Origin of the sequence: Streptomyces hyaluromycini, from assembly GCF_002217755.1 — a bacterium.
Lineage (GTDB): Bacteria > Actinomycetota > Actinomycetes > Streptomycetales > Streptomycetaceae > Streptomyces > Streptomyces hyaluromycini.
The window spans coordinates 94,852-119,781 of the sequence record NZ_BCFL01000021.1; the positions used below are offsets into that span (position 1 = coordinate 94,852).

The window sequence follows — 24,930 nt, forward strand, 5'->3', positions numbered from 1 at the left end:
GCGGAGCCGCAAATCTATACAGCCCCGCGCCCCTGAAAGAGGGCCGGTCAGAGCAGCGTCAGTTGGCCCGCCGGGCCTTCTTCGGTGTGCTCCAGGACCGACGCCGGTCTGCGGGACGTCTCCGGGGGTGGGAGTACGCCCGCTGCCGTCAGGTCGGCTGCCGTGATCTGTGTCTTGATCTCCAGGGCGGACCGCTGTGCGCGTACGTCCGCCAACAAGGACAGGACCGTGATCAGTTCCAGCAGTTCCGAGGTCTGCTGCTGTGGCCATGTCGTGGGGGCGATCGCCGACAGGGTGCCCGGTTCCGCCTGCTGGGTGCGGGTGGTGAACCACGCCTCCAGGACCCGTACCTCGCCCGTCCTGAAGTCCCACGCCTCCGGCGGCACCGGGGAGATGCGGCCCTCGTCCAGGTGGAGGGCCTCCTCCTCGGCGTCGTAGAGGATCGTCAGGGGACGGGAGGGGAGCGGGGCCCGGACGTACGGGCGGCGGCCGCCCGGGAGTTTGGGGCGGTCGCCGTCCCGGCGCAGCAGCCACAGGGCCCGGTGGCCCAGCTCCACGCCCCGGGCCCAGAGGTCCGTGTCCTCGGTGAGCGGGACGGTGCGGTCCGGGCGGATCGCGGTCAGGGTCCAGGCCAGGACGTCCGGCGGGGTGACGTCCCGGCCCAGCCGGTCGGCCAGGTACGCCTGCAGTCCCGGTGCCAGGTTCGGCTCCGCGCCGCCCGGGCGGCGGTACAGCGGGCGGATGCGGCCCGCGCGCAGGGTGGGGAGGAGCGAGGTCGCCAGCAGCGGCAGCGGCGTCCCCTCCGCCGATTCCACCGCGAAGACCTGGTGGTCGTCGGCCACGCGCCAGAGCTCGGGGCGGGCCGTGTCGATCAGGCGGTGGTCCGGGATCAGCCACTGTTCGTCGAAGGGGGCGGCCAGGACGCGGACCGGGTCCGGACAGGGGCCCGACGCGTCGGCGAGCGGCGCGGTGCCGCTGGGCTGGCCGGGGAGCTGGGCGACCGCGGAGTGGACCGTGCGCGAGCGGGTCGGCTCGAACAGGGTCGCGCGGTCGGGACCCGCGGCCTTGAGAAGGGCGTCCCAGCGGGCCTTCAGGGTCGCCGCGCCGGGGGCCGTCGGCCACCCCCGGCCGAGCCGTAGCGGTGCGACGGACCACGGCATGAGGTCCGCCAGCAGCGGAGCGTCGTCGTGCGTCACGCCCGGCATCGTACGACGAGTTCAGGTGGCGTCGAGGGTGACCGTGAAGGAGAAACGGTCGCCCCGGTAGTGGATGACCGCCAGGTCCAGGACCCGGCCGGCGGTGTCGTAGGTGACGCCCGTGTAGTGCAGGATCGGGCTGAGGAGGGGGACCTGGAGCAGCCGGGCGGTCTCCGGGTCGGCCAGCCGGGCCTGCACTGTGTCCGTGATGCGGCTGATGTCCGTGCCGACGAGGTCGCGGAGCACCTTGGTCATGGGGCGGCGCGCCAGGTCCTCCGGGTCGATGCGTTCGGCCAGTTCGGGACGGACGTGGTTGCGGGCGTGGTTGGTGGGCTCGCCGGTCTGCTCGTCACTGCGCAGCCGGTGGTACGCCGCCACCTCGGCGAGGTCCGGGAAGTAGTCGGCGAGTTCGCCGGTGACGGGTACCGTGCCGTGGTCCAGCAGCTCCGCCGTCATCCCGGACTGCTGGGCCACGATCGCGTCCACCGAGCCGAGCAGCCGTACCGGAGTGCCCCGGCGGGCGTCCGGTTCGATGAAGGTGCCGCGGCGGCGGTGCCGGCTGATCAGGCCCTCGTCCTCCAGTTCCTTCAGCGCCTGCCGCATGGTCAGCACGCTCACGCCGTAGTGCCCGGCGAGCTGTTCCTCGGTGGGCAGCCGGAGCGGGTCCCGGGGCGAGCGGCCGAGTATCGAGGCGCGCAGCGACTGCGACACCTGGTACCAGAGCGGCAGCTTGCGGTTGAGGACGATCGAGTCCGGGGCGAAGGAGGTCACAGGTCATCCGTACCGGTGAGGGATCTTCAGTGCAAGGGACGGAAGTGGCGTTCCAGGCCCTGCCACACGTCGTCGTAGCGTTGCTGGAGGTGTCCGGCGGTCGCCGCCTGCGGGGTCAGCGTCACCGGCCAGCGGGTCTCGAACATGAATGCAAGGCCGTCGTCCACCTTCTGGGGCTTCAACTCGGCCGCGCTCGCCCGGTCGAACGTCTCCCGGTCCGGACCGTGCGCCGACATCATGTTGTGCAGTGACCCGCCGCCCGGCACGAATCCCCCCTTTCCGGCCGTCTTCGCGTCGTACGCGCCCTCGATGAGCCCCATGTACTCGCTCATCACGTTCCGGTGGAAGTACGGCGGCCGGAAGGTGTTCTCGCCCACCAGCCAGCGCGGCGCGAAGACCACGAAGTCGACGCCCGCCAGGCCGGGGGTGTCGGAGGGAGACGTCAACACCGTGAAGATCGACGGATCCGGGTGGTCGTAGGAGATGGTGCCGATCACATTGAAACGGCGCAGATCGTAGGCGTAGGGCACATGTGTGCCGTGCCAGGCGACCACGTCCAGAGGGGAGTGGGCATATGTGGCGGTCCACAGGTTGCCGCAGAACTTGTTGACCACCTCCACCGGGCCCTCCATGTCCTCGTAGGCGGCGACGGGGGCCAGGAAGTCCCGGGCGTTGGCAAGGCCGTTGGCGCCGATCGGGCCCAGGTCGGGGAGGCGGAAGGGCGAGCCGTAGTTCTCGCACACATAACCCCGGGCCGTGGCCTCCAGCAGCTCCACACGGAAGCGGACCCCACGGGGGATCAGCGCCACATGTCCTGGCTCCACATGCAGCAGGCCGAACTCGGTACGCAGCAGCAGTCCGCCGCGCTCCGGGACGATGAGCAGCTCGCCGTCCGCGTCGGAGAAGACCCGCTCCATGGAGGCGTCGGCGTGGTAGAGGTGCACGGCCATGCCGGTGCGCTGGGTCGCGTCGCCGTTGCCGCCCAGGGTCCACAGGCCGGCCAGGAAGTCCGTGCCGGGCGGCGGCTCCGGCGGGGGGTTCCAGCGCAGCCGGTTCGGGTCCGGGGCGATGTCCGTGAAGGGCGCGGTACGCAGTCCGCCGTTGTCGGCGGCCCGGGTGAACGCCGGGTGGGCGGCCGACGGGCGGATCCGGTACAGCCAGGAGCGGCGGTTGTGGGCCCGCGGTTCGGTGAAGGCCGTACCGCTGAGCTGCTCCGCGTAGAGGCCGAGGGGGGCGCGCTGCGGGGAGTTGCGGCCCTCGGGCAGGGCGCCCGGCACCGCCTCCGAGGAGTGCTCGTTGCCGAACCCGGAGAGGTACGACAGCCCCTCGGCGGTCTTCCGCGCCTCCCCGCGCTCGAACGCGCCCGCGCGGAAGGTACCCCCATCGCTCATGATCGCTCCCTGAACCTGCTGAACCCGAGTGCCGTCGATTCCTATGCATCACCGTAGGATTGCGCGGGGGCGGGTGCAAGAGGGCCGGGATCATCCCAGCGGGGTATGGCGAGAACCCGACTTCAGGGGGATCCGGTCTGCGGCGCGCTGTTCTACGCTCCCGGGCATGTCGTGGACGCGTGGACTGCCGGGGGCGCTCGCGGTCTGCGTGCTGCTGCTGGTCGCGGCGGCGGGGTGCGCTACCGGGGAGGCGCACGGGCAGCGGGGGACGGGGGCGCCCTCACCGGTGGGCAAGATCCTCGACGGCACGGACGAGAGCGGGCGCCACTACCGCGAGCTGGACAGGAAGCGGGCGCCCGAGGTGGACACGGTGGTCACCCCCGACGCGGCCGGCGGCTGGGACGTCCGGCTCGACGTGCACCGCTTCCGCTTCTCCCCGGCGGGCACCGCGGCGAAGGCGGTCGTCGGCCGCGGCCTCGCCTACCTCTTCGTGGACGGCGACCTGGTGACGCGGCTGCGCACCTCCGCGTACCACCTGCCCGCCGGCCTGGTCCCGCACGGCACCCACCACATCACCGCCCGGCTCTACGCGGACGACGGCACGGTATGGGCCGTGCACGGCAAGCCGGTGGAGAGCACGGCGGACGTCACGGCATCGGGCGCGGAGACGGCGTCGCCGTCGGCATCGGGGGCCGCGCCCGCCACCCCCACCGCCGCCTCGACCGCCTCCTCCACCGCCCCCACCTCCGCCGACAGCGCCGCGAGCAGCCCGGACGCCGGATGAGTGCATGGGCCATCCGTCCGCGTACTGGGGGGCGAGGTTCACCTGATCCCGGCGGAAAGGCATCATGAAGCCCGTGCCCCAAGCGACATCGCTTCGCAAAGCGCCCGTGCAGCGCCGCAGCGCCGAACGGCTGACCAGGATTCTCGACGCCTGTGCCGACCTCCTCGACGAGGTGGGCTACGACGAGCTGAGCACCCGGGCCGTCGCGGTGCGCGCCGGGGTGCCCATCGGCTCGGTCTACCGCTTCTTCGGCAACAAGCGGCAGATGGCCGACGCCCTCGCCCAGCGCAACCTGGAGCGCTACTCCGAGCGTGTCACCGAGCGGCTGGAGGAAGCGCCGAAGGGCGACTGGCGGACGGCGATGGACGCGGTGCTCGACGAGTACCTGGCCATGAAACGCACCGCCCCCGGCTTCTCCCTCGTCGACTTCGGCAACCAGATCCCGGTCGGCGCCCGCGACGCGGAGCCGAACCACCGGGTGGCCGACCGGCTGACCGACCTGCTGGCGGCGTACGTCGGCCGCGCCCCCGACGAGGCGCTGCGCCGCACGTTCCTGGTGGCGGTGGAGTCCGCCGACGCCCTGGTCCACCTGTCCTTCCGGATGGCCCCGGAGGGCGACGAGAAGATCATCGCGGAGACGCGCGAACTCCTGCGGGCTTATCTGGCCCGAGTTCTGGACTGACGGTCCCCGGAAACGCCCGGAAGTAGCGCCCCGCAAGGGGCGCGGGGCTGTATCGGTATGCGGCTCCGCCGCGTGGGCGCGACCAGCCCCCATCGGCCCGCACTTGTACGACAACAGGACTCCCCTCCCCACATACCGCCCGGTATGCTCACCCCGAGTCCGGCCACCACCGTCGCCGCATCCTCGGGAGGCCCCCATGCCCCGCACCGCCCTGCGCATCTGCCCCCTGTGCGAGGCCACCTGTGGTCTGACGCTCACCATCGAGGGCACCCGCGTCACCGGAGCCCGCGGTGACCGCGACGACGTGTTCAGCAAGGGGTTCATCTGCCCGAAGGGCGCCTCCTTCGGTGCCGTCGACGCCGACCCCGACCGGCTGCGCACCCCCCTGGTCCGCAGGGACGGCGAGCTGCGCGAGGCCACCTGGACCGAGGCCTTCGACGCGGTGGCCGCCGGGGTGCGGGGTGTCGTCGAGCGGTACGGCCCGGACTCCGTCGGCGTGGTCCTCGGCAACCCCAACGTGCACACCGTGGCCGGCGGCCTCTATCCGCAGGTCCTGCTCGGCGCCCTCGGTACCCGTAGCGTCTTCACCGCGTCCACGGTCGACCAGATGCCCAAGCACGTCTCCAGCGGACTGCTCTTCGGCGACGCCAACGCGATACCGGTGCCCGACCTCGATCACACCGACCACCTCCTCCTCATCGGCGCCAACCCCCTGGAGTCCAACGGCAGTCTGTGCACCGCCCCCGACTTCCCCGGCAAGCTCAAGGCGCTCAAGGCCCGCGGCGGCACCCTCACTGTCATCGACCCGCGCCGCACCCGCACCGCGAAGCTCGCCGACCGGCACATCGCCATCCGGCCCGGCGCCGACGCCCTGTTGCTCGCCGCGATGGCCCAAGTCCTCTTCGAGGAGGGCCTGGTGGACCTCGGCCACCTCGCCCCGCACCTCGACGGACTCGACGAACTCCGCGCCGAACTGGGCGACTTCACCCCGGACGCGGTCGCCGACGCCACGGACGTCGACGCCGACACGATCCGCGTCCTCGCCCGTGAACTCGCCGCCGCGCCGACGGCCGCCGTGTACGGCCGGATCGGCAGCTGCACCGTCCCGCACGGCACCCTCGCCAGCTGGCTCGTCGACGTCCTCAACGTCCTCACCGGCAACCTCGACCGGCCCGGCGGTGCGCTCTTCCCGCAGGCCGCCACCGACCGGACCCCTCGCCCTGCCGGACCCGGCCGGGGCTTCGCGCTCGGGCGCTGGCACTCCAGGGTCAGCCAACACCCCGAGGCGAAGGGCGAGTTGCCGCTCTCCGCGCTCGCCGAGGAGATCGACACCGCCACGGCGGAGGGCGAGCCGATCCGGGCGCTGATCGCCATCGCCACCAACCCCGTCCTCTCCGCCCCGGACGGCGACCGCCTCGACAAGGCCCTGGACTCCCTCGACTTCATGGTCAGCGTCGACCCCTACCTCAACGAGACCGCACGCCACGCCGACGTCGTGCTGCCCCCGCCGCCGCCCTCGCAGAGCCCGCACCACGACTTCGCCTTCAACACCCTCGCCGTACGCAACCAGGTCCGCTACTCCCGGCCCGCCGTCCCGCTGGAGCCCGGCAGGATGGCGGAGACCGAGATCCTGGCCCGCCTGGTCCTCGCGGCCGGCGGCATGCACGGCGCCGAACCGTCCGCCGTGGACGACATGGTCATCGGCCAGACCCTGGGCAAGGCGGTCAGGGAGACCCACTCGCCCGTGCACGGCCGGGACCCGCAGGAACTCGCCGGCCGGCTCACCGGGGACACCGGCGCCGAGCGCCGGCTCGACCTGATGCTGCGCCTCGGCCCCTACGGCGACGGCTTCGGCGTACGGCCCGACGGCCTCACCCTGGAGCAGTTGCTCGCCCACCCGCACGGCATCGACCTCGGGCCCCTCAGGTCCCGCCTCCCGCAGCCGCTGAAGACCAGGAGCGGCAAGGTCGAGCTGTTGCCGCGGCCGATCGCCGACGACCTGCCCCGGCTGCGCGCGGCCCTCGACACCAGCCCCGCGGCCCTCGTCCTGGTCGGCCGCCGCCACCTGCGCTCCAACAACAGCTGGATGCACAACGTGCCCGCCCTCACCGGCGGCACCAACCGCTGCACCCTGCACATCCACCCCGAGGACGCCGAACGGCTCGGCGTGCGCGACGGCGCCGACGTACGCGTCAAGGGCGCCGGCGGCGAGGTGGTCACCCCCGCCGAGGTCACCGACGGCGTCCGGCCCGGTGTCGTCAGCCTCCCGCACGGCTGGGGCCACAACCGCCCCGGCACCCGGCTCAACCACGCCGCCACCGCTCCCGGCGTCAACGTCAACCAGCTCCTCGACGGCAGCCTGCTCGACCCGCTGTCCGGCAACGCCGTCCTCAACGGCATCCCCATCGAAGTGACCGCAACCCCGTGACCTGGACTTTCGCGCTTATTGCTCGCGCGTCAACGTCTTGTTAACGACGTTTGACGCGACCTAACGTCGTCCGCACCGCCGGCCCTGGTGGGAGTTCAAGGGCGAACGTTAGGTAATCCACTCATGCTGACCATCCTCGGCTTCGCCATGATCGCGACCTTCCTGGTCCTGATCATGCTGAAGAAGATGTCGCCGATCGCGGCGCTCGTGCTGATCCCCGCGCTGTTCTGCGTGGTCGTCGGCAAGGGCGCCCACCTCGGCGACTACGTCATCGACGGCGTCACCAGTCTCGCGCCCACCGCGGCGATGCTCATGTTCGCGATCGTCTACTTCGGCGTGATGATCGACGTCGGCCTCTTCGACCCGGTCGTCAAGGGGATCCTGAGGTTCTGCAAGGCCGACCCGCTGCGGATCGTCGTCGGTACGGCCGTACTCGCCGCGATCGTCTCGCTCGACGGCGACGGCTCCACCACCTTCATGATCACCGTCTCGGCGATGTACCCGCTGTACAAGCGCCTGAAGATGAGCATGGTCGTGATGACCGGTGTCGCCGCGATGGCCAACGGCGTGATGAACACCCTGCCCTGGGGCGGACCCACCGCCCGCGCCGCGACCGCGCTCAAGCTGGACGCGAGCGACATCTTCGTGCCGATGATCCCGGCGCTGGCCACGGGCCTGCTGTTCGTCTTCGCCCTCGCCTACGTCCTCGGCCGCCGCGAGCGCAAACGGCTCGGCGTGCTGACCCTGGACGAGGCGCTGGTGGAGGAGCCCCGCACGGAGACCGTCCTGGTCGGTGCCGGTGCCGGTGCCGGTGCCGGTGCCGGTGTCGGCGGGGGCGACGATCGCCTGCCGGCTGGTGCTCACCCCGTTGCTGCGGCTGCTGGGGCGGCCGGTGCTGCTGACCGTCACCTGTTTCGTGGCGGCGATGCTGTGCGCGGGGATCGCGCTGCCCGCGCCGGTGTGGGCGCTGGGTGTGATGCTGGCCGTCCTCGGCTTCTGCCTGGGGGTGGGGCAGCCGCTGTCCATGACGACGGTGGTGCAGGCGGCGCCGGACGGGGCGCGGTCGACCGCGCTGGCGCTGCGGTTGACCGGCAACCGGCTGGGGCAGGTGGCCGCGCCGGCCGCGGCGGGGCTGGTGGCCGGGGTGGCGGGGGTCGCGGCGCCGTTCGTGATGCTGGGGGCGTTGCTGCTGGTGTCCTCGGGGGTTGCTCTGCGGTCGCCGGAGCGGACGGAGGGGGCGCCCAGCGGGGTGGGGGCGGATGCGTCGTTGCGGCCGCCGCGCCGTGGTGGCTGGTCGCGCAGTTCCCCGCGCCCCTAGGGAGTTGCCGTGCCGCTCACTGAGGAACCAGGACGAGTGAAAACGGCCGGGAAAGCGGGACCGGGACCAGCACAAGCCCCTAGGAAGGGGGCATGCTCACTCATTCCCTCCGTAACCGGTCGGCCCTCGCCGTGGCCGGGATTCTGCTCGCCGGTGCTCCGACCGCGTACACGGCGCTGGCCGACGGCCGCTCCGCCGCAGTGCCGGCGCGCGGCAAGCCGTACGTCGAGACCCGGCTGCTCTTCGGCACCGCCCGGCCGGACGGCGGACCCGCCGTCACCGACCGGCAGTTCATGGCCTTCGTCGACAAGGAGGTCACCCCGGACTTCCCCGACGGGCTCACCGTGCAGAACGGGCGCGGGCAGTGGCGGGACGCGCACGGGACGATCGAGAAGGAGCGGTCGTACGAGCTGATCCTGCTCTATCCGGAGTCGGCGGCGAAGGGCAGCGACCGGAAGATCGAGGAGATCCGGCGGGCCTACGAGAAGGCCTTCGCGCAGGAGAGCGTGGGCAGGGTGGACGAACATGCCCAGGTCGACTTCTGACGGGTGCCTCCGTGGCGTGTCCCGGGGCACGTCTGGCGCGCTAAAACTATCGCCGCTAGTTTGTGACTCGGACGACACAGCTCCGCCGGGAGGAAGCAGCATGAAGGCACACGACGGCCTGTACATCGACGGCGCCTGGCGCGCCGCCGAGAGCCGGGACGTGATCGAGGTCGTGAACCCGGTCGACGAGCAGGTCGTCGGCCGGGTCCCGGCGGGCGGCGCGCTGGACGTCGACACCGCCGTCCGCGCCGCCCGTGCCGCCCTCCCGGCCTGGGCCGCCACCCCGCCCGCCGAGCGGGCCGCCCGGCTCGCCGCCCTGCGCGATGTGCTCGCGGCCCGGAAGGACGAGATCGCCGAGACGGTCACCGCCGAGCTGGGCTCCCCGCTCCAGTTCTCCCGGACGGTCCACGCGGGCGTGCCGATCGCGGTCGTGGACTCGTACGCCGAACTGGCGGCCGCCCACCCCTTCGAGGAGAAGGTCGGCAACTCCACCGTCCACCAGGAGCCGGTGGGTGTGGTCGGCGCGATCACGCCCTGGAACTACCCGCTGCACCAGATCGTCGCCAAGGCCGCCCCGGCACTCGCCGCCGGCTGCACGGTCGTGCTGAAGCCCGCCGAGAACACCCCGCTCACCGCCCAGCTGTTCGCGGAGGCGGTGCACGAAGCGGGCTTTCCCGCCGGTGTGTTCAACCTGGTCACCGGTCTCGGCCCGATCGCCGGGCAGGCCCTCGCCGAGCACCCGGGCGTCGACCTGGTCTCCTTCACCGGCTCCACGGCCGTCGGCAGGCAGATCGGCGCGGTGGCCGGCGCGGCCGTGAAGAAGGTCGCGCTCGAACTGGGCGGCAAGTCCGCGAACGTCATCCTCCCAAGCGCCGACCTCGCCAGGGCCGTCAACGTCGGTGTGGCCAACGTGATGTCCAACTCCGGCCAGACGTGCAGCGCCTGGACCCGGATGCTGGTGCACGCCGACCAGTACGAGGAGGCGGTGGAGCTGGCGGCCACGGCGGCCGCCAAGTACGGCGAGCGGATCGGGCCGGTCGTCAGCGCCAGGCAGCAGGCCAGGGTGCGCGGTTACATCGAGAAGGGCATCGCGGAGGGGGCGCGGCTGGTCGCCGGCGGTCCCGAATCCCCGCGCGAACAGGGCTACTTCGTCAGCCCGACGGTCTTCGCCGACGTGACCCCCGAGATGACGATCGCCCAGGAGGAGATCTTCGGCCCGGTCCTGTCGATGCTGCGCTACGAGGACGAGGACGACGCCCTGCGCATCGCCAACGGCACGGTCTACGGGCTCGCGGGCGCCGTCTGGGCCGGGGACGAGGCGGAGGCGGTGGCTTTCGCCCGGCGCATGGAGACCGGCCAGGTCGACATCAACGGCGGCCGGTTCAACCCCCGTGCCCCGTTCGGCGGTTACAAGCAGTCGGGCGTCGGGCGGGAGCTGGGCGCGCACGGCCTCGCCGAGTACCTCCAGACCAAGTCCCTGCAGTTCTGAGGAGGTTGCTTCGATGACTCGTACGGTCCGAGCCGCCGTGCTGCCCGCCGTGGGCGCCCCGCTGACGGTCACCGAGATCGACCTGCCGGACCCCGGCCCCGGCCAGGTCCGGGTCCGGCTCGCCGCCGCCGGCGTCTGCCACTCCGACCTCTCCCTGTCCGACGGGACCATGCGGGTGCCGGTCCCGGCGGTCCTCGGCCACGAGGGCGCGGGCACCGTGGCGGCCGTGGGGGAGGGGGTCACCCGGCTGTCGCCCGGCGACCCGGTCGTCCTCAACTGGGCGCCCTCCTGCGGAAGCTGCCACGCCTGCACGCTCGGCGAGGTCTGGCTGTGCGCCAACGCGCTGAACGGCTCCGCCGACGTCTACGCCCGTACGGCGGACGGCACCGACCTGCACCCCGGCCTGAACGTGGCCGCCTTCGCCGAGGAGACGGTGGTCGCCGAGTCGTGCGTCCTCCCGCTCCCCGCAGACATCCCGCTCACCGACGCGGCCCTGCTCGGCTGCGCGGTCCTCACCGGGTACGGCGCCGTCCACCACTCGGCGCGGGTCCGCAGGGGCGAGACGGTGGCGGTGTTCGGCGTCGGCGGAGTGGGCCTGGCCACCGTCCAGGCGGCCCGGATCGCGGGCGCGTCCAGGATCATCGCGGTGGACGTCTCCGCGGAGAAGGAAGGCCTCGCGCACGCCGCCGGCGCCACGGACTACGTCGTCGCCTCCGACACCACGCCCCGCGCGATCCGCGCCCTCACCGGCAAGCAGGGCGTCGACGTCGCCGTGGAGTGCGTGGGCCGCGCGGTCAGCATCCGCGCGGCCTGGGAGTCCACCCGCCGGGGCGGCCGTACGACGGTGGTCGGCATCGGCGCCAGGACCGAACAGGTCACCTTCGACGCCCTGGAGCTCTTCCACTGGGGCCGCACCCTCTCCGGCTGCGTCTACGGCAACTCGGACCCGGCCCGCGACCTGCCGTTGCTCGCCGGACACGTCCGGGCGGGCCGCCTGGACCTGACCGCACTCGTGACCGAGCGGATCGCGCTGGAGGACATCCCGGTCGCCTTCGAGAACATGCTCGCGGGGAAGGGCGGCCGGGCGCTCGTGGTGTTCTGACCGGCGGTCACGGCACCTGTTCGGAGCGGGGCTCCCCGGCCGCGGTCACGATTCGGGGAGCGCGGATCCGCGCCCGCGCCCGGGACCGGGACACGGCCACACCGGCCAGGCACAGCACCCCGCCCGCCAGGGTGACCGGCCCGGGGACCTCGCCGAGGGCCAGCCATGACATCAGCACCACCAGCGCCGGTACGGCGTACGTCGTCGCGCCCATCCGGCTCGCGGTGGTGCGGGCGAGGGCGTATGCCCAGGTCGTGAAGGCGAGCGCGGTCGGGAAGACGCCGAGGTACACCATGTTGAGGGTGGCGGACAGGGGCGCGTCGGCGGCCTGGTGCACCAGCTGCCCGGCGAACGGCAGACAGGCGACGGCGCCGACGAGGCACCCGTACGTCGTGGCCTGGAGCGCGCTCGCCCGGGCCAGCGCGGGCTTCTGGGAGACGACACCGGCGGCGTAGGCGACCGCCGCGAGCAGGCACAGCACCACACCCAGCACCGAGGAGCCGCCCCCGCCGGCCATCGACAGTCCCACGGTCACGGCGCCCGCGAACGACACCGCCATCCCCGCGAGCAGCCGGGGCGGCATGGGATCACCGAGCAGCCGGGATCCGAGCAGGGCGATCAGCAGGGGGCCGACGTTCACCACGAGGGCGGCCGTCCCCGCGTCCACCTGCTGCTCGCCCCAGTTCAGAACGACCATGTAGAAGCCGAACCACAGCACGCCGGACATCGCGATGCCGCGCCAGGCGGACCTGGGCGGCAGCCCTTCGCGCCGCACGGCACACAGAAGCCCGAGCACGAGCGCCCCGGAGAGCAGCCGGCCGAGGGCGAGTGCGCCGGGGGAGTAGGCGTCGCCTGCGCTGCGGATCGACACGAAGGCCGACGCCCAGAGCACGACGGTGACGACGGCGGCGGCGACGGGGAGGAGGCGGTGGGGAGCGGGATCGGCGGGCTTCTTCATGCGGTCGAGGGTATGGACTGGGGGCGGGCCGGGGCTGGCGGATTTCGGACGGGTGGATGGGGGCGGGGGCGGGGGGTTTCGCTTACCGGCGCTGGCCGGGTGCCTCCCCCAGAGGGGGGACCCCCAGCGCCCACCCGTGCCGCCTGGGGGCACCTCCCAGGCCTTTAAGGCACTGGGGGAGGCACGCCTGCCCGCAGCTGAGTAGCTGCGACGCTGCCCGCGGCTGTAGCGCCCCTTTAGGGGCGCGGGGCTGTATTTGATTTGCGGCTCCGCCGCGTGGGCGCGATCAGCCCCCACCGGCCCGCACCCGACGTCCGGCCGGAGCACCCCTCACCTCACGTCGTCTCCGCCACCTTCGAAAATTGCTCCTGCAACCCATCCAGCAACGCCCGCAACCCCGTCTCGAACGCCCGCTCGTCGATCTTCTCCTGGCGCTCCGAGAGGAGATGCGCCTGGCCCAGGTGCGGATAGTCGGCCGGGTCGTACGCGCTCGCGTCGTCCACGAAGCCCCCGGCGAACGACCCCAGCGCCGACCCCATGATGAAGTACCGCATCAGCGCCCCGATCGACGTCGCCTGCGCCGGCGGCCACCCCGCGTCCACCATCGCGCCGTAGACCGCGTCGGCGAGCCGGAGTCCGGCCGGGCGGCGGCCGGGGCCCCGGGCGAGGACCGGGACGATGTTCGGGTGGTCCCGCAGTGCCGTCCGGTACGACACCGCCCAGTCGTGCAGCGCGGTCCGCCAGTCCCGTTCGGCGTCCTGCCCGAGGTCTTCGAACATCGACAGGTCGACCTGTGCGCTGACCGAGTCCGCGACCGCCTCCAGGATCTCGTCCTTGGTGCGGAAGTGGTTGTAGAGGGAGGGCCCGCTCACCCCCAGCTCGGCCGCGAGCCGCCGCGTGGAGAGGGCCGCCAGTCCCTCCGCGTCCACGAGTTCCCGTGCCGCCAGGACGATCCGGTCGGTGCTGAGGAGGGGCTTGCGCGGTCGGGCCATGGCGCACATAGTAGGGCTGCAAGAATAAACTAGCAGTGCTAATTAAAGGGTGATCGCATGGTGAACCTGGGGCTCAGCGAGGAGCAGACCGCCGTACGGCAGCTCGCCCGGGACTTCGTCGACCGCGAGATCACCCCGAACGTGATCGCCTGGGACCGCGCCGAGGAGGTCGACCGGGGGATCGTGAAGAAGCTCGGCGAGGTCGGCTTCCTGGGCCTGACGATCGACGAGGAGTACGGCGGCTCGGGCGGCGACCATCTCGCGTACTGCCTGGTGACGGAGGAACTGGGCAGGGGGGACTCCTCGGTCCGCGGGATCGTGTCCGTGTCCCTGGGGCTGGTCGCCAAGACCGTCGCCGCCTGGGGTGCCGAGGAGCAGAAGCGGCGCTGGCTGCCGGGGCTCACCTCCGGCGGGTACGTCGGCTGCTTCGGCCTCACCGAACCCGGCACCGGCTCCGACGCGGGCAACCTCACCACCCGAGCCGTTCGCGAAGGCGACGACTACGTCGTCAACGGCACCAAGATGTTCATCACCAACGGCACCTGGGCCGACGTCGTCCTCCTCTTCGCCCGCTCCACCGACGCCCCCGGCCACAAGGGCGTCTCCGCCTTCCTCGTGCCGGCCGACACCCCCGGCCTCACCCGCCGCCCCCTGCACGGCAAGCTCGGCCTGCGCGGCCAGGCCACCGCCGAACTCGTCCTGGAGGACGTCCGGATCCCCGCCTCCGCGATGCTCGGCCCGGAGGGCAAGGGCTTCTCGGTCGCCATGTCGGCGCTCGCCAAGGGGCGGATGTCGGTCGCCGCCGGCTGTGTCGGGATAGCCCAGGCCGCACTGGACGCGGCCGTGCGGTACGCCGGGGAGCGCGAGCAGTTCGGCACGCCGATCGCCGGGCACCAGCTCGTCCAGGAACTGATCAGCGACATCGCCGTCGACGTGGACGCGGCCCGGCTGCTGACCTGGCGGGTCGCCGATCTGATCGACCGGGGGCTGCCGTTCGCCACCGAGTCCTCCAAGGCCAAGCTCTTCGCCTCCGAGGCCGCCGTGCGCGCCGCCAACAACGCCCTCCAGGTCTTCGGCGGCTACGGCTACATCGACGAGTACCCGGCCGGCAAACTCCTGCGCGACGCCCGCGTGATGACCCTCTACGAGGGCACCAGCCAGATCCAGAAGCTGCTCATCGGGCGGGCGCTGACGGGCGTTTCGGCTTTCTGAGTACGTTCCTGAGTATCCGGGCGGATGTGGCGCGTGCCACGTTCGCCGATGCTCGTTCCATGAGTGACACACCAGTGAGACAGCAGAACACGGCCGCCTTCTACGGGCAGGCCGTCGCCTCCTTCGCCGTCGCCATCACGGCCACGGCCATCGGTATCCTCCGGTTGCACGCCGACGCATGGGTACGTGCCTTCCTCGGCATCGCCGTCCTCTACCTCGTCACCTCCGCCTTCACGCTCGCGAAGGTCATCCGGGACCGCCAGGAGGCCGGGCAGATCGTCAGCCGGGTCGACCAGGCCAGGCTGGAGAAGCTGCTCGCCGAACACGACCCCTTCGAGAAGCTCTGAGCCCCCTTGCCGCCCGGGAAAAGCTCTGAGCGGGCACACTAAGCGCTCGCTCAGCTTCGGCGGTATGGTGGAGCTCCGGTATCGAGAGGGGCGAGTGAGCGATGAGTACGGCGGAGGAGACGACCGGCGGCGAGGTCGAGCCGTGGGAAGAGGTCACCCCTGACGCGGCCCGGCGACTGCTGGTCGCCGCCGTGGAGGCCTTCGCCGAGCGCGGCTACCACGCCACCACCACCCGCGACATCGCGGGCCGCGCCGGTATGAGCCCCGCCGCGCTCTACATCCACTACAAGACCAAGGAAGAGCTGCTCCACCGGATCAGCCGCATCGGTCACGACAGGGCCCTGGAGATCCTCCAGACGGCCGCCCGGCGCGAGGGCACCGCCACCGAGCGGCTCGCCGACGCCGTCAGCTCCTTCGTCCGCTGGCACGCCGGGCGGCGCACCACCGCGCGGGTCGTGCAGTACGAGCTCGACGCCCTCGGCCCCGACGCCCGCGCCGAGATCCTCGACCTGCGCCGCCAGGTCGACGCCGAGGTGCGCGGGATCATCCAGGAGGGCGTCGCGTCCGGCGAGTTCGACGTCATCGACGTGCACGGCACCACCCTCGCGGTGCTGTCGCTGTCCATCGACGTCGCCCGCTGGTTCAACGTCAACGGTCCCCGGACCCCGGAGGAGGTCGGCGCGCTCTACGCCGACCTCGTGCTGCGGATGGTCGGGGCCAAATAGCCGCGGGGCGGCTCAGAGGTAGTACCGGGCCACCGACTCCGCGACGCAGACCGGCTTGTCGCCGCCTTCGCGCTCCACGCTGAAGCCGACGGTCACCTGGACGCCGCCCGTGACGTCCTCCACGCCGGTGATCGTCGCGGTGGCGCGCAGCCGCGAGCCGACCGGGACGGGGGAGGGGAAGCGGACCTTGTTGACGCCGTAGTTCACGCCCATCTTCACGCCCTCGACCTCGATCAGCTGGGGACCGAAGAGCGGGAGCAGCGACAGCGTCAGATAGCCGTGCGCGATGGTCGTGCCGAACGGGCCGGCGGCCGCCTTCTCCGGGTCGACGTGGATCCACTGGTGGTCGCCGGTCGCCTCCGCGAACAGATCGATCCGCTTCTGGTCGACCTCCAGCCAGTCGGTGTAGCCCAGCTGCTCGCCCACGGCCGCCCTCAGCTCGTCGGGGGAGGTGAAGATCCTCGGTTCTGCCATGTTGCCGGCCCTCTCGCGGTCACGGGGTCACCCGTACATTGTCCAAGCAATTGTCTAAGCAACTGCTTAGCATGGTCCGGTACGGGCCCCCTGTCAACGGACCGCGACCCGTAGCCGGTGGGTAGTCTCTGCGGGGTGCCGCAGATTCCCGAGCAGATCCAAGAGCTGAGCGTGGGCCAGTTGTCCGCGCGCAGCGGCGCCGCCGTCTCAGCACTGCACTTCTACGAGTCCAAGGGCCTCATCAGCAGTCGGCGGACCTCCGGCAACCAGCGCCGCTACACCCGCGACACGCTCCGCCGCGTCGCCTTCGTCCGGGCGGCACAGCGGGTCGGCATCCCCCTCGCGACGATCCGCGAGGCGCTCTCGGAACTCCCCGAGGAACGCACGCCGACCCACGAGGACTGGGCCCGCCTCTCGGAGGCCTGGCGCAGGGAACTGGACGAGCGCATCAGGCAGCTCAACCGCCTGCGCGACCATCTGACCGACTGCATCGGCTGCGGCTGTCTGTCCTTGGACACCTGTGTGCTGTCCAACCCGGACGACGCGTTCGGCGAGCGACGGGCGGGGTCCCGTCTGCTGCCGGAGCGGGTCGGCGAGGGACGGTGAAGGCTTGTGCGCGGGCGGTGCGACCCCCGTACGCCCCGCCCGCGCACAAGCCGGCGGGGGCCGGTCAGTAGGAGCCGGTGGAGCCGCTCCAGGTCCGCGCACCGCCGTCGTAGAAGCCCTTCGCGTACGACTCCACGCCGATGTCGTTGACCATCTTGGTGTAGCAGCCCGTGGAGCCGTTCGGCACGGCGCAGGTGTACTCCTTGCCGTCGCTGGTCCGGTGGACCGTGACCCACGGGACCGACTGGTCCTGCGGGACGTAGGTGGCCTGTGAGATCCGTGCCCAGGCCGCCCGGCAGCTGGGGCTGTAGCGCAGCTCCACGTACGCCGCGCCGAGCCAGACGGCACCGTTCGAAGGTGTGATGGCGTCGCTCTGGCAGTAGGCGGCGGGGTCCTTGCCCTCGCAGGTGGAGCCGTAGCAGCCGGCGGCGTTCGCGGGAGTGGCGATCGCGGTTCCCGCCGCGGCGAGGGCCAGGACGCTCAGGGACGCGGCCCAGTTGCGAACCTTCACTGTTTTACTCCTCATCAATGTCCCTGCCCTGTAAGGCAGTTGATCCGCTCGTCCCCCTGACGACCGGTGATGTGAGGATTTACGATCGGTCTTGCGAAAATCTTGTGACGGAGGTCCGTTGAAGCTCCTTCTGCTCGGTCCGCTGGAACTGCGTGTCGCGGGGACCGGGATGGACCTGGGACAGCCGCGCAGACAGGCGGTGCTCGCCGCGCTGGCGGCCGACACCGGGCGGCCTGTCACCCTGGAGACGCTGGTCGACCGGGTCTGGGACGGCGATCCGCCGGACGCCGCGCGCTCCGTCGTCTACTCCCACATCAGCCGCCTGCGGCGGCTCCTTGACGAGGCCGCGGTCAGGGAGAGCGGCGGCGCGGCGACGCGGCCGCCGATCCGCCTCGGCAGGATCTCCGGCGGATACCTGCTGGAGGCGGACGACGACGCCGTCGACCTGGCGCGGTTCCGCTCCCTGGTCGCACGCGGGCGCGAGCCGCTGTACCCCGACGCGGAGCGCGCCGGCCTCCTGGAGGAGGCGCTGCGGCTCTGGCGGGGCGCCCCGCTCCCGGGACTGTCCGGAGCCTGGGCCGAACGGATGCGCACGGCCTGGAACCAGGAGCGGATCGAGGCGGCCGTGGCCTGGGCGCAGACCTGTCTGCGGCAGGGCGGCCCGGAGCGGGTGCCCGAGCTGCTCCGGCCCCTGCTGGCCGACCACCCCCTGTCCGAGCAGCTCGCCGCGGTCCTGATGCGCTCGCTCGCCGCCGTCGGCTCGACCACGGACGCTCTGCACGTCTACACCCGCATCCGTCAGCAGCTGGCCGACGAGCTGGACCTGCCGCCCGGTCCCGAACTGCGTTCGGCGTACGAGGAGTTGTCGAGCGGAACCGCCGCCCGGAAACGGCAGGCCCCACCGCCGCGCGCGGTTCCTGCTCCGGCCCAACTGCCCATGGATGTAAGTAACTTCACTGGACGCGACGCGCAACTTGCCGACCTGACCCGGGCCCTGATCCCCGGCGCCGGTGTGAACGGGGCCACCGCGGCGGTGGTGTCCGCGGTCTCCGGCACCGCGGGCGTCGGCAAGACCGCGCTCGCCGTGCACTGGGCGCACCGGTCGCGGGACGCCTTCCCCGACGGACAGCTGTACGTCGACCTCAGGGGTTACGACCCGCAGAGACCGGTGTCCGCGGCCCAGGCGCTGACCGGTTTCCTCACCGCCCTCGGCGTGCTCCGGCAGGAGATCCCGCTGCGTCTGGAGGACCGGGCGGCGCGCTACCGGACGGCCCTCGACGGACGCCGGCTGCTGGTCGTCCTGGACAACGCCGCGTCCGCCGCCCAGGTCAGGCATCTGCTGCCGGGCAGCCCGGACTGCCGGACACTGATCACCAGCCGGGACTCGCTGGGCGCGCTGGTCTCGGTCAACGGCGCCCACCGCGTGGTGCTCGACGCGCTCTCCGGCACCGACTCCCTCGCCCTGCTGCGGGCGTTGATCGGCGAGCGGATCGACGCGGAGCGCTCGGCCGCCGCCGATCTGGCCGACCAGTGTGCCCGGCTGCCGCTCGCCCTGCGGGTGGCAGCGGAGCTGGTGCTCTCCCGGCCCGCCGAGCCGCTCACGCGTCTGGTGGCCGAACTCCACGACCACCAGCGCCGGCTGGACCTGCTGGACTCCGGCGACGACCCGCGGGCCGCCGTACGCGCCGTCTTCTCCTGGTCCTACGCCCGCCTCGCCGAACTGCCCGCCCGGCTCTTCCGGCTGCTCGGCCTGTACCCCGGTCCCGACACGGACGCCCACGCGGCCGCCGCACTGGCCGGCGAGTCCGTGGAAGCCGTACGGCGGGCGCTCGACCTGCTGGCCCGCGCCCACCTGCTGAACCGCACCGCCGCCGGCCGGTACGGCATGCACGACCTGTTGCGCGTGTACGCGGCGGAGCTGGCCGCCGGCCACGACCCGGCGGCGGAACGCGAGGCCGCCCTCACCCGGCTGCTCGACCACTGCCTCGCCGCGTCCGCGGCCGCCATGGACGTCCTCTACCCGGCCGAACGCCATCTGCGCCCCGCCGTCGAGCGGACCGGCACCGGACTGCCGCCGTTACGGACCGCCGACGAGGCCCGCGCCTGGCTCGCCGCCGCGCAGTCCACGCTGGTGGCGCTGTGCTCGCGCACCGAGGAGCCCGGCCCGTCCGGGCACACCGTACGCATCGCCACCACACTGCACCGCCACTACGAGCGCTCCGGGCACTACACGGACGCCCTGACCGTCCACACCCACGCGCTGCGGGCCGCACGGTCGGTGGGGGACGTTCGAGGCGAGGCCGACGTCCTCGTCTGCCTCGGCGCCGTGCACCGCAGGCTCGGCGAGTACGACAGCGCGCAACAGCTCCACGACACCGCTCTCGCGCTGTGCCGCCGGATCGGCTACGCGGCCGGCGAGGCCCGGCACCTCACCAACGTGGGGGTCCTGCACGAACTGCGCGGCCGCTACCGGGAGGCCGCCGAGCAGCACGAGCGTGCGGTCGCGCTGTTCCGCTCGGTCGGCGACGCGCCCGGCGAGGCGGACGTGCTCAACAACCTCGGCATCGTGCTGGAGTTGCTGGAGGACTTCGAGGCGTCGGTCGAACGCTACGAGCGGGCCCTGGAGTTGTACCGGGCCGTGGACCATCCCCTCGGGGAGGCCAGTGCCCTCGGCAACCTCGGCATCCTGGTGGCACGGCTGGGCGACCACGCCGCGGCGGCACGGCACTTCGAGCGTGCGCTGACGCTGTTCCGGCGGCTGGCGAACGCGGCGGGCACGGGGCACGCCCTGTCCAACCTCGGCAACGCGCTCAGCGGTCTGGACCGCCACGAGGAGGCGGCCGGGCACCAGCGCGAGGCCCTGGACCTGTTCCGCCGGATCGGCGAGCGCTACGGCGAGACCGGCGCGCTCAACGGCCTCGGCGAGGCCCTGCACGGGCTCGGCCGGGCCGCCGAGGCGCTGGCGGCCCACGCGGAGGCGCTGGAGATCGCGCGCGAGATCGACGAACAGGAGGAACAGGCGCGGGCGCACGTGGGGGCGGCGGCGGTGCTGAGGGACGGCGAACCGGAAGAGGCCGACGCCCGTCTCCGCGAGGCCCTCGACCTCTACACGGCGCTGGGCTCGCCGCGGGCGGAGGAGGTCCGCGGAATGCTCGGCGAGCGCTGACCGTGGTCGTTCGGCCGCGGGTGCGTGGGGGCTGAGCGCGCCCGCGCGGCGGAGCCGCAAATCAAATACAGCCCCGCGCCCCTGAAGGGGCGCTGTAGTCGCGCCGGCTACCCAGCTGCGGGCAGGCGTGCCGCAGGGCGGCACGGGTGGGCGCAGCGGCACCCCGCCGGCGCCGGTAAGCGTCCCCACCCCCCCCCGCTCCACCCCACCCGCACCTACTCGAACTCGGTCCCGCCCTTGCGCGTCAGATACGCCGGGCTCACCGACTTCGCGATCGCCCGGCCCCCGGTCACCGCGCTGTACCGCTCCACCACCGGCCGGATCACCACGCCCTCCCGCAGGTGCAGCCCCCGCCCGGACACGGCCTCCCGGCCGCTCGCCACCGCCAGCACCCGGTCGATGTCGTACGGCCCCTCGAACAGGTGTGGCACCAGGGGCAGTTCGCCCGCCAGGAGCTCCGCCGCGGCCAGCCACCGCACCGCCCCGTCGAACTCGGCCGACACGTCGAACGCGGCGTACCCGAGCGACTCCCGTCGCCCGTCGGCGCCGTACGTCAGGTCCTGGACGCCCGCCCCGTACACCTCCCCGAAGATCCCGACCCGGCGGGCGCCGAGCCGTTCGGCGAGTCGCCGGGCCACGTCGGCGACGCCGTGGCCGCGCACCGCCCGCCAGTAGAGATTGCGCGGATCCTCCTTGAGGGCCAGGGACTTTGCGCCGAAGCCCTTGGAGGACACGTACACCCGGTCCTCGTCGGCGACATAGGTGAGCAGGCACGCCGAACCGTGCAGCTTCTCGGTGAGGACCACCGGTTCGCCGGGCTCGAAGATGCCGGGGTAGCGCTGGATGTTCTCGATGTCGACCCAGGGCAGCAGGTCGGGTGCCGACTCGACGTCCCCGTCCATCGTGGGCGGGACCGGCGGCACCCACTTGGTGATGCCGAGCGTCTCCGCGAAGTCGGTGCCCTCCGCCGCCGCCCGGGCCAGGTCGACGCCGGCCAGCGCCCTGGGACGGCACACGATCCCCTGCGACAGCTCACCGCGCAGCCGTACCGCCCTGACCCGGTTCGCGCTGCTGCCCGCCAGCCGCCCGGTCAGGCCCAGTTCCTCGATCAGCCCGGCCGGCAGCACGGCCTGTTCGGGGATGTACAGGGCGGTCTCACCGGTGCGGTACACGCCCTTGGCGACGACCGCCCGGTAGAGGCCCACCTGGGCCAGCTCCAGCGCGTCGGCGTTGGGGTGTTCGTGGACGGTCAGCACTTCGGCGGTGACGCGCAGCGTCGACATCGGCACTCCTCGCTCGGCGGGAACCCGCGGGGTTCCACGGCCCGGTTTCCTCAGTCGGGTTTCATCGGGCCCAACTCTCCGGACGGGAAACGGGTGGAACCAGCGGATTAGCCACTGCTATGGCGTTGTCGCGCCGGGCCACTCCCAGCGGATGCCGAAACGGCAGGGCCCGGCGGCCAGCGCCACCGCGTGCACCGAGCCCGCGGTGTCCAGGCGGAGCGGGTGGGTGCGCGGGTGGGCGTCCAGCGCCGTGGTGCGGAAGGAGTAACAGGCCGACGGCAGCGCCTCGGCGGCGAAGCGCACCTCCAGCAGGTGCTCGCGCATGGGCACGTGGATGGCGGTCTCCAGCCGTTGCGAGTACGGCCGGGGTTCGCGATGTTCGAGGGTGTAGTCGACGATCACGGTCTCGCCGCGGGCCAGCGGGTGGTCGAAGAGCATCTCCGCCGCCACCAGCCCGTCTTCCGGGATCTCGACGACCCGGCCCAGCCGGCAGGGCGGCGCGAGCCGGACCCGGGGCGGTGGCCCGGGGGAGTCCAGCCGGTACAGCGCTATCCAGCGGTCCGCGCCGTCGGCCTCGGCGCGCAGCAGCCGCCGGCTGGCCAGCGAGGCCGGGCGGCGGTCGGGGCCGACCTCCAGGCGGTTGTGGCAGCTCAGCCGGGTCAGGCTGTCGTCCCAGCGGGTGTCGATCGTGTCCAGGGCGGCGCTGATGTCACGGCGCCCCGACCAGGTCTCGGCCAGCCCGGGATGGCCGGGCGGCGGAGGCAGCCAGCGGCCGCGCGGGCGCGGCGGGCCGAGCAGGCCGCTGAGCGCGGCCGGCGGCAGCCGCAGGACGTCCTCCAGGGCGGCCAGCGCGGCCAGCGACTGTTTGCGCTCGGGACGGTAGCGCCCGGACTGCCAGGAACTGAGCGTCGCCGGTGCCACCGGGGTGCCCCGCCGCCGCAGCCGGTGGTGGATCCGCTCCAGGCTCAGCCCGCTGGCGGCGATGGCGGCCCGCAGCGCCTCGGGGAACGGCCCCTCGGGTCTGGATGTCACATGCACCAGTCTTGGCCGGAGGATGTGCGGGTACGGAACCCCGTTGCCGGGATGTTGGACCAGTGTTGCCCGTTATTTGATCGAGCTTGGGTGAACCTGTCGGGATCCTGTCGAATTTCCGCTGCGTTTCGGCGTCAAATCCCGCAATACTGAACGCCCTTGACGGGCTTGTCATGGTCATGGAGTGAGCGGAAGCTGCTGTCGTCCCCGGTGGAAGATCGCCGGACCGCCGGAGGCGCCCCCCCACTCCCTTCCGTGACGGAGAGTCATGTCAGCGAGAGCTTCCGCCAGTATCGTCCTCGCCACCGCGGCCGCCTTCAGCGCCGCCCTCGCCACCCCGGCGCTCGCCGCCGCCCCACACCTCGCCGCGCACACCACCGCCCAGCTCACCCAGGCCGTCGCGCGCCAGGAGAGCCACACCCTGCGCGGTCTGTCGAAGCCCGGCACGACCAACGCCACCGTCTCCTCGACCAACTGGTCCGGCTACGCGGCCACCGGTTCCTCCGGCGCCTACACCTCGGTGACCTCCTCCTGGACCCAGCCGTCCGTCAGCTGCGGCTCGGCCACCACGTACTCCTCGTTCTGGGTCGGCCTGGACGGCTACAGCAACTCCGCGCTGGAGCAGACCGGCACCGAGGCCGACTGCATCAACGGCACGGCCGTCTACGGCGCCTGGTGGGAGGTGCTGCCCGCCTCCGAGAGCGCCTACTCCGGCGTCACCGTCAAGGGCGGCGACAAGTTCACCGCCACCGTGACCTACAACGGCAGCACCTTCGCCATGACCCTCACGGACTCCACCCAGGGCTGGACGAAGACCACCACCCACGCCGGCTCCTCCGGCTTCAAGAACGCCTCCGCCGAGGTCGTCGCGGAGGCCCCCGAGGTCGGCGGCTCGGTCGCGAGCCTCGCCAACTTCGGCACCGTGACCTTCACGGGCGCGAAGGCGAACGGCTCCAACCTCGACGGCTTCTCGCCGACCGAGATCGTGATGACCAAGAGCAGCAGCTCCGCCGTGCGCGCCCAGCCGGGCACGATATCCGGCGGCAGTTTCGCGGACACCTGGAAGGCCAGCTGACCATCGCTTCCTGAGCGGCCGCCTGCGGTGGGTCGCCGGGCATTTGGGGGGTGCGGCATCCCCGGCGCACCCCCACGTGGTCAGGCCGACATGAGAAGCCGCCCGCGCCTGGCATAGGCCAGGGCCTCGGGGGTGAGCACCGGACGCGGCACCAGGATCCCGCAGTCCGTGCAGACCGGACCGGCGGAAGGCTCGTGGTCCAGGTCGTACTTCCAGATGAGGCGCTCCCCTGCGCACACCGGGCAGACGGTGCCCGGCTCGCGCTCCAGGGCGGCGATCAGCCGTCGCAGCACCTCGGCGAGTGGTTCGTCGGGATGGACCCGTGGGTCGTCGCACCAGGCCACTCCGAATCCGCCCCAGGTCAGCCGGTGCCAGTCGTCCACGCTGCCCGGGCGGCGCAGCCCGTCGTGCTTCTCCTTCTTGCGGCGCTCGGCGAACTCGCCCTCATAGGCGAGCCATACCGTCCGTGCCTCCTCCAGCTCCTCCAGCGCGCCCACGAGACGCACCGGATCGGGGGACCGGTCCTCGGGACCGAACCCGGCCCGCGAGCAGAGATGGTCCCAGGTCGCGCGGTGCCCGTAAGGAGCGAACCGCTCCAGGCACTTGCGCAGCGAGTAACGCCGTAGCGCCAGATCGCACCGTGGGTCTCGCACCTGTCTCGCCAGACTCCGGAAACCGGCCATCGCCCTGCACCTCCGTCACACCTGCACCTGTACTTCGGTCACTTCGGCGTCGCCGCACCGGCTTCGCGCGGCGTTGCCGTATAGACGTATCGACACTCGAATCGGCTCCATCCGATTTCCGATGCCGCCCATAAGGCCGCCCGCCTTGACCGACGGCCGG

At 72.4% G+C, this 24,930-nt stretch carries 23 protein-coding genes and 1 pseudogene; 14 read left to right on the plus strand and 10 right to left on the minus strand.

All coding sequences use genetic code 11. The annotated features are described in order from the left end of the window. Nucleotides 1-47 precede the first annotated feature (47 nt). Genes SSP29_RS24750 through hmgA form a run of 3 tightly spaced genes read right to left on the minus strand, consistent with a single transcriptional unit; the run spans nucleotide 48 to nucleotide 3,358 of the window. Nucleotides 48-1,205 carry a type ISP restriction/modification enzyme gene (locus SSP29_RS24750; RefSeq protein ID WP_089103005.1) on the minus strand — a complete coding sequence of 386 codons (1,158 nt, stop codon included), beginning with the start codon at nucleotides 1,203-1,205 and terminating at the stop codon, nucleotides 48-50. A gap of 12 nt (nucleotides 1,206-1,217) precedes the next feature. Next, nucleotides 1,218-1,967 carry a GntR family transcriptional regulator gene (locus SSP29_RS24755; protein WP_089103006.1) on the minus strand — a complete coding sequence of 250 codons (750 nt, stop codon included), beginning with the start codon at nucleotides 1,965-1,967 and terminating at the stop codon, nucleotides 1,218-1,220. A gap of 26 nt (nucleotides 1,968-1,993) precedes the next feature. After that, nucleotides 1,994-3,358, minus strand: a complete 1,365-nt coding sequence (gene hmgA / locus SSP29_RS24760) for a homogentisate 1,2-dioxygenase (RefSeq protein WP_089103007.1) — start codon at nucleotides 3,356-3,358, stop codon at nucleotides 1,994-1,996. Nucleotides 3,359-3,524: 166 nt separating this feature from the next. Here hmgA and SSP29_RS24765 point away from each other — a divergent pair, with 166 nt between their 5' ends. The 8 genes and pseudogenes from SSP29_RS24765 to SSP29_RS24800 all read left to right on the plus strand — a co-directional run bounded on the left by SSP29_RS24765 (nucleotide 3,525) and on the right by SSP29_RS24800 (nucleotide 11,706). Further along, nucleotides 3,525-4,142 carry a hypothetical protein gene (locus SSP29_RS24765; RefSeq protein ID WP_150134847.1) on the plus strand — a complete coding sequence of 206 codons (618 nt, stop codon included), beginning with the start codon at nucleotides 3,525-3,527 and terminating at the stop codon, nucleotides 4,140-4,142. A 64-nt stretch (nucleotides 4,143-4,206) separates the two neighbouring features. After that, nucleotides 4,207-4,824 carry a TetR/AcrR family transcriptional regulator gene (locus tag SSP29_RS24770; protein ID WP_089103008.1) on the plus strand — a complete coding sequence of 206 codons (618 nt, stop codon included), beginning with the start codon at nucleotides 4,207-4,209 and terminating at the stop codon, nucleotides 4,822-4,824. A 196-nt stretch (nucleotides 4,825-5,020) separates the two neighbouring features. Continuing rightward, on the plus strand, nucleotides 5,021-7,252 hold the full coding sequence (locus tag SSP29_RS24775; protein WP_089103009.1) for a molybdopterin oxidoreductase family protein: 2,232 nt from the start codon (nucleotides 5,021-5,023) through the stop codon (nucleotides 7,250-7,252). Between the two features lie 123 nt (nucleotides 7,253-7,375). Further along, nucleotides 7,376-8,248, plus strand: a pseudogene (locus tag SSP29_RS56270) (citrate:proton symporter); the annotation flags it as partial. Further along, nucleotides 8,145-8,570, plus strand: a complete 426-nt coding sequence (locus SSP29_RS56275; RefSeq protein ID WP_438363811.1) for an MFS transporter — start codon at nucleotides 8,145-8,147, stop codon at nucleotides 8,568-8,570. The pseudogene SSP29_RS56270 and the gene SSP29_RS56275, both read left to right, overlap by 104 nt. Nucleotides 8,571-8,662: 92 nt before the next feature. Then, on the plus strand, nucleotides 8,663-9,115 hold the full coding sequence (locus SSP29_RS24790) for a DUF3574 domain-containing protein (protein ID WP_089103010.1): 453 nt from the start codon (nucleotides 8,663-8,665) through the stop codon (nucleotides 9,113-9,115). Between the two features lie 100 nt (nucleotides 9,116-9,215). Next, nucleotides 9,216-10,604, plus strand: a complete 1,389-nt coding sequence (locus SSP29_RS24795; protein ID WP_089103011.1) for an aldehyde dehydrogenase family protein — start codon at nucleotides 9,216-9,218, stop codon at nucleotides 10,602-10,604. A gap of 13 nt (nucleotides 10,605-10,617) precedes the next feature. Next, nucleotides 10,618-11,706, plus strand: coding sequence for a Zn-dependent alcohol dehydrogenase (locus SSP29_RS24800; RefSeq protein ID WP_089103012.1), 1,089 nt, complete (start codon nucleotides 10,618-10,620; stop codon nucleotides 11,704-11,706). Between the two features lie 7 nt (nucleotides 11,707-11,713). Here SSP29_RS24800 and SSP29_RS24805 read toward each other — a convergent pair whose 3' ends face one another. Both SSP29_RS24805 and SSP29_RS24810 read right to left on the minus strand, forming a co-directional pair. After that, on the minus strand, nucleotides 11,714-12,664 hold the full coding sequence (locus SSP29_RS24805) for a DMT family transporter (protein ID WP_089103013.1): 951 nt from the start codon (nucleotides 12,662-12,664) through the stop codon (nucleotides 11,714-11,716). Nucleotides 12,665-12,999: 335 nt separating this feature from the next. Then, the gene (locus tag SSP29_RS24810; RefSeq protein WP_089103014.1) at nucleotides 13,000-13,656 is read right to left on the minus strand and encodes a TetR/AcrR family transcriptional regulator; all 657 of its coding nucleotides are present in this window, start codon (nucleotides 13,654-13,656) and stop codon (nucleotides 13,000-13,002) included. Between the two features lie 60 nt (nucleotides 13,657-13,716). On the opposite strand from SSP29_RS24810, the gene SSP29_RS24815 reads away from it, so the two are divergent. The 3 genes from SSP29_RS24815 (at nucleotide 13,717) to SSP29_RS24825 (ending at nucleotide 15,940) form a co-directional block, all read left to right on the plus strand. Beyond that, a complete protein-coding gene (locus SSP29_RS24815) occupies nucleotides 13,717-14,868 on the plus strand; it encodes an acyl-CoA dehydrogenase family protein (protein WP_089103357.1) in 1,152 nt (383 codons plus the stop codon). Between the two features lie 59 nt (nucleotides 14,869-14,927). Continuing rightward, nucleotides 14,928-15,215 carry a YiaA/YiaB family inner membrane protein gene (locus tag SSP29_RS24820; RefSeq protein WP_089103015.1) on the plus strand — a complete coding sequence of 96 codons (288 nt, stop codon included), beginning with the start codon at nucleotides 14,928-14,930 and terminating at the stop codon, nucleotides 15,213-15,215. A gap of 101 nt (nucleotides 15,216-15,316) precedes the next feature. Continuing rightward, nucleotides 15,317-15,940, plus strand: a complete 624-nt coding sequence (locus tag SSP29_RS24825) for a TetR/AcrR family transcriptional regulator (RefSeq protein ID WP_089103016.1) — start codon at nucleotides 15,317-15,319, stop codon at nucleotides 15,938-15,940. A gap of 12 nt (nucleotides 15,941-15,952) precedes the next feature. Here SSP29_RS24825 and SSP29_RS24830 read toward each other — a convergent pair whose 3' ends face one another. After that, entirely contained in the window at nucleotides 15,953-16,414 is a 462-nt protein-coding gene (locus SSP29_RS24830; RefSeq protein WP_089103017.1) for a MaoC family dehydratase, read from the minus strand. 135 nt (nucleotides 16,415-16,549) lie between these two features. On the opposite strand from SSP29_RS24830, the gene soxR reads away from it, so the two are divergent. After that, nucleotides 16,550-17,020, plus strand: a complete 471-nt coding sequence (gene soxR / locus SSP29_RS24835; RefSeq protein ID WP_089103018.1) for a redox-sensitive transcriptional activator SoxR — start codon at nucleotides 16,550-16,552, stop codon at nucleotides 17,018-17,020. Between the two features lie 64 nt (nucleotides 17,021-17,084). Here soxR and SSP29_RS24840 read toward each other — a convergent pair whose 3' ends face one another. Then, entirely contained in the window at nucleotides 17,085-17,531 is a 447-nt protein-coding gene (locus SSP29_RS24840) for a DUF2690 domain-containing protein (protein WP_245883203.1), read from the minus strand. A 118-nt stretch (nucleotides 17,532-17,649) separates the two neighbouring features. On the opposite strand from SSP29_RS24840, the gene SSP29_RS24845 reads away from it, so the two are divergent. After that, the gene (locus SSP29_RS24845) at nucleotides 17,650-20,697 is read left to right on the plus strand and encodes an AfsR/SARP family transcriptional regulator (protein WP_150134853.1); all 3,048 of its coding nucleotides are present in this window, start codon (nucleotides 17,650-17,652) and stop codon (nucleotides 20,695-20,697) included. A 215-nt stretch (nucleotides 20,698-20,912) separates the two neighbouring features. Here the strand turns inward: SSP29_RS24845 and SSP29_RS24850 are convergent, their stop codons facing one another. Continuing rightward, a complete protein-coding gene (locus tag SSP29_RS24850; protein ID WP_089103020.1) occupies nucleotides 20,913-21,980 on the minus strand; it encodes an RNA ligase (ATP) in 1,068 nt (355 codons plus the stop codon). A 117-nt stretch (nucleotides 21,981-22,097) separates the two neighbouring features. After that, complete coding sequence (locus tag SSP29_RS24855; RefSeq protein ID WP_150134854.1) at nucleotides 22,098-23,012, minus strand: helix-turn-helix domain-containing protein; 915 nt, start codon at nucleotides 23,010-23,012, stop codon at nucleotides 22,098-22,100. A 268-nt stretch (nucleotides 23,013-23,280) separates the two neighbouring features. On the opposite strand from SSP29_RS24855, the gene SSP29_RS24860 reads away from it, so the two are divergent. Further along, the gene (locus SSP29_RS24860) at nucleotides 23,281-24,087 is read left to right on the plus strand and encodes a G1 family glutamic endopeptidase (protein ID WP_089103022.1); all 807 of its coding nucleotides are present in this window, start codon (nucleotides 23,281-23,283) and stop codon (nucleotides 24,085-24,087) included. 80 nt (nucleotides 24,088-24,167) lie between these two features. Here the strand turns inward: SSP29_RS24860 and SSP29_RS24865 are convergent, their stop codons facing one another. Then, entirely contained in the window at nucleotides 24,168-24,770 is a 603-nt protein-coding gene (locus SSP29_RS24865; RefSeq protein WP_089103023.1) for a hypothetical protein, read from the minus strand. Nucleotides 24,771-24,930 lie beyond the last annotated feature (160 nt).

Coding starts and splice junctions, on each gene's coding strand:
- SSP29_RS24750 (WP_089103005.1), bottom strand. CDS start 1,205: ATGCCGGGCGTGACGCACGACGACGCTCCGCTGCTGGCGGACCTCATG.
- hmgA (WP_089103007.1), bottom strand. CDS start 3,358: ATGAGCGATGGGGGTACCTTCCGCGCGGGCGCGTTCGAGCGCGGGGAG.
- SSP29_RS24765 (WP_150134847.1), top strand. CDS start 3,525: ATGTCGTGGACGCGTGGACTGCCGGGGGCGCTCGCGGTCTGCGTGCTG.
- SSP29_RS24770 (WP_089103008.1), top strand. CDS start 4,207: ATGAAGCCCGTGCCCCAAGCGACATCGCTTCGCAAAGCGCCCGTGCAG.
- SSP29_RS24775 (WP_089103009.1), top strand. CDS start 5,021: ATGCCCCGCACCGCCCTGCGCATCTGCCCCCTGTGCGAGGCCACCTGT.
- SSP29_RS24790 (WP_089103010.1), top strand. CDS start 8,663: ATGCTCACTCATTCCCTCCGTAACCGGTCGGCCCTCGCCGTGGCCGGG.
- SSP29_RS24795 (WP_089103011.1), top strand. CDS start 9,216: ATGAAGGCACACGACGGCCTGTACATCGACGGCGCCTGGCGCGCCGCC.
- SSP29_RS24800 (WP_089103012.1), top strand. CDS start 10,618: ATGACTCGTACGGTCCGAGCCGCCGTGCTGCCCGCCGTGGGCGCCCCG.
- SSP29_RS24805 (WP_089103013.1), bottom strand. CDS start 12,664: ATGAAGAAGCCCGCCGATCCCGCTCCCCACCGCCTCCTCCCCGTCGCC.
- SSP29_RS24810 (WP_089103014.1), bottom strand. CDS start 13,656: ATGGCCCGACCGCGCAAGCCCCTCCTCAGCACCGACCGGATCGTCCTG.
- SSP29_RS24820 (WP_089103015.1), top strand. CDS start 14,928: ATGAGTGACACACCAGTGAGACAGCAGAACACGGCCGCCTTCTACGGG.
- SSP29_RS24825 (WP_089103016.1), top strand. CDS start 15,317: ATGAGTACGGCGGAGGAGACGACCGGCGGCGAGGTCGAGCCGTGGGAA.
- SSP29_RS24830 (WP_089103017.1), bottom strand. CDS start 16,414: ATGGCAGAACCGAGGATCTTCACCTCCCCCGACGAGCTGAGGGCGGCC.
- SSP29_RS24850 (WP_089103020.1), bottom strand. CDS start 21,980: ATGTCGACGCTGCGCGTCACCGCCGAAGTGCTGACCGTCCACGAACAC.
- SSP29_RS24860 (WP_089103022.1), top strand. CDS start 23,281: ATGTCAGCGAGAGCTTCCGCCAGTATCGTCCTCGCCACCGCGGCCGCC.
- SSP29_RS24865 (WP_089103023.1), bottom strand. CDS start 24,770: ATGGCCGGTTTCCGGAGTCTGGCGAGACAGGTGCGAGACCCACGGTGC.